The sequence below is a fragment of the Microcystis sp. M49636_WE2 genome, assembly GCF_030065375.1.
GTDB classification, from domain to species: Bacteria; Cyanobacteriota; Cyanobacteriia; order Cyanobacteriales; family Microcystaceae; genus Microcystis; species Microcystis aeruginosa_C.
Genome location: NZ_JASJFG010000134.1, coordinates 1 through 2,772 on the forward strand (window position 1 = coordinate 1; position 2,772 = coordinate 2,772).

At 46.9% G+C, this 2,772-nt stretch carries 3 protein-coding genes; all 3 read left to right on the plus strand.

Going from position 1 to position 2,772, the window contains the following annotated elements; all coding sequences use genetic code 11:
* Positions 1-304: 304 nt before the first annotated feature.
* Complete coding sequence (locus PX484_RS03145; RefSeq protein WP_002737182.1) at positions 305-541, plus strand: hypothetical protein; 237 nt, start codon at positions 305-307, stop codon at positions 539-541.
* Positions 538-891: a type II toxin-antitoxin system PemK/MazF family toxin gene (locus tag PX484_RS03150; RefSeq protein ID WP_288102824.1), complete on the plus strand. Its 354-nt coding sequence runs from the start codon at positions 538-540 to the stop codon at positions 889-891. Before PX484_RS03145 ends, PX484_RS03150 begins: the two co-directional genes overlap by 4 nt.
* A 652-nt stretch (positions 892-1,543) precedes the next feature.
* The coding region (locus tag PX484_RS03155) for a LysM peptidoglycan-binding domain-containing protein (protein ID WP_288102826.1) at positions 1,544-2,772 on the plus strand (1,229 nt) is incomplete at its 3' end.

A 2,772-nucleotide genomic window follows, 5' to 3' on the forward strand; every position in this document is an offset into this window, starting at 1 on the left:
CCCCCCTTATCAAGGGGGGAGTAAGGGGGGATCAAACCCCCCTTAATAAGGGGGGAGTAAGGGGGGATCAAACCCCCCTTATTAAGGGGGGCAGGGGGGATCAAAACTAAAATCGATTGGTATTAGGTGAACTGGACTCAGAGCAGTTATCAAAAGTTGAAGATGTTTGGCTTTTTTGACTTGGGCTACTCTAGAACTATGAATTTCTGAAAATGCGATCGCTTAAGTTAAAATAGAGAGGTTCAGTTTCAGGGACGAAAAAGGTAAAATAAATTAAAAGCTTACAATCTTCTAACTCGCTGCTATGCCAGTCACTCGCCAAGCTCTTAAGCAAGACCTTGACCAACTAACTAATGATCAACTTCAGCAAGTTGCTGACTTCATTGCCTTTCTCAAGTTCCAAGATAAACGCCGCCGGATCATTCTCGATCCTAGTCAACTTGTTTCCCTTGCGACTGATTTCGCCGAGGAAGACCGTATCTTTGCCGAAGCTGGAATGGATGATTATGCAGTGATGCTTGCTCAGGAAGATCATCAATGACTGAACAGCTTAAACGTGGGGAAGTTTGGTTAGCAAACCTCAATCCTGCTCAAGGTTCTGAGCAGGCAGGTATTCGTCCTATAATTATTTTCCAAAATGATATTGTTTCTCAATTTTCCACAACAACCATTGCTATTCCCCTAACGACAAACCAACGCCGTGCTTCATTACCAATCTGTATGTTGATTAGACAGGGAGATGGCGGGTTATCGCAGGATTCAGTCGCACTTTGTTTTCAAATTAGAGTGTTAGATAAGACCCGTTTAATTCAGCGGTTAGGACTACTTAGGACTGAAACAATAGCTCAACTAGAAGATGTTGTGTTGATAACATTAGGATACCAACTATAAGGATAGTACGATCACCGCTCTTGTCGGGTGCAAAAACCCGCAGGTAACGCATCAATAATATCTTTGAGGCTCATCCCAATAATTTTCTCTAGCTTGGGGAATTTCTATGAAGAGCCGGTAGGCGTTAGGCTGTATTTGTTTTGACATCAACGCCCCGTATTTTTCTCGGTAAAACCCCACACCCCACACCCCACACCCCATGAAAAACTTTTTGGGCAAACCCTAATTATTGCCCCCTGAATAGCTATCATTGCTTCTTGCGAGCAGCGAATCATTAATAATTTCTTTCTAAACGGCAAAACCGATAAAAAATTTCTATCAAAAAACTGGCAAAAATTGGCAAGACGAAAAATGCTGATCAGCTTGGAACAACTGAGATAGAGCATCGTCAATCTGGACATTCAAAATGTCACCAACTTGCCGTGATCCCGGTGCTAATGGTCAGAGGGAGACTTGCATGATTTCAAAATCTAAGTTAATCTCTCCTAAAAGTCACCTTTAGGTATTTTGACTAAAAAGTAAAGTTGTCTAACTTCTACTCTAGCCTCAAGGCTAATGCTGAAAGCTAGACCCATCGGCTTAATCGACTGGCTCTAGCTAACTCTTTACACCACAGGAGGTCTGTTTGAAAGAGACTTTTATCCACCACCCCATCACATCCGCTACCCCAGAAAAGAATTGCACCGCTGAGTCTAACCGAGTCCGTTACTCAGTTGCTCTGCTGGGATTAGCACTCTCTCTGGGAGTACCTAGCATTCTCAACTCCACCTCAGAATCAGCCCAGGCCGCCAATTCTGTACCCTTAGAATGGGAAGTGATCGACCTGTCCCAAAAAGCCAAAGCTGCGGGTAAAGAACTCAAAGAACCGCAGATAATCCCATCCCAAGCACTGGCCACCGTCAAATTCATCGCCACATCAGTAGTGGAGCATCAGGTAAAACCGGGAGAATCCCTGTGGAGTTTAGCCGACAGCTATCAAACCACCCCCACAGCGATCGCTAACAGCAATAATCTCTCCCCCCATTCCGATTTGATTATCGGACAAACTTTAAAAATACCCACTCCTGAGCAGTTGCCCTCGGCAGCCCCGGCAGCAACTCCTGAGCAGTTGGATAGTTCCTCTGCTAGTCTCCGTCAAACCCGTCAACGTCTCCAAGAAAGTTTGGCCGCCTTACGGACCGAGGAAACCCCCCATCAGTCCCATTCTGGGGAAACAGTAATCGTTACTGAAACTACCGCTCTCGTTCCCGATAATTCGCCAACTAGCGTCGAGATTCCCGTTATCGCTCCCGAAGAATCCCCCCAACCAACTAGCCAGGTGATCCCGATTCCCGTTCCCACCCCTGAAAGCGATCGCCCGATAGCCACAATTCCCCTTAATCCTCCCTTGACAAGCAGACCGGAAATTCCCAGCTTTGCCCTACGAAATCCGGCTCCTGTGACTGAAATTCCCGCCGTTCCCAATCCTAGGGTCATAGTTCCCCCAGAAAACCAAGTTTATCGGGTTCGGCCCGGGGATACCTTAAACACGATCGCTCGCGCTCTCGGCATTACCCCCGCCGAATTAGCTAGGGAAAACGGCATTGACAACCCCAACCGGATTAAAGTTAATCAAACCCTAGTGGTTCCCGACCGCTCTGCCACCGCTAGAGTTAATCAAAATCTTACTCCCTTGGTCGGCGATCGCCCTAGGTTGTCCTTTAACCCCAGTAATCGACAAAATCCGCCCGCGGAAACTGTCACCACGGAGACGGAAGAATTCCCCGAAAATATCACCGGCAGCTATCGGGAAAGATTGCGCCAAGAGGTGGCTAATCTGCGGGAAACTAACCTTTCGGAAACCCAGAAAAGTATCGCTATTCCCGTCGATAATCCCGCAGA

Excerpts from the sequence above, each read along its gene's own strand:
- PX484_RS03145 (WP_002737182.1), top strand. The coding sequence starts at position 305 with ATGCCAGTCACTCGCCAAGCTCTTAAGCAAGACCTTGACCAACTAACT.
- PX484_RS03150 (WP_288102824.1), top strand. The coding sequence starts at position 538 with ATGACTGAACAGCTTAAACGTGGGGAAGTTTGGTTAGCAAACCTCAAT.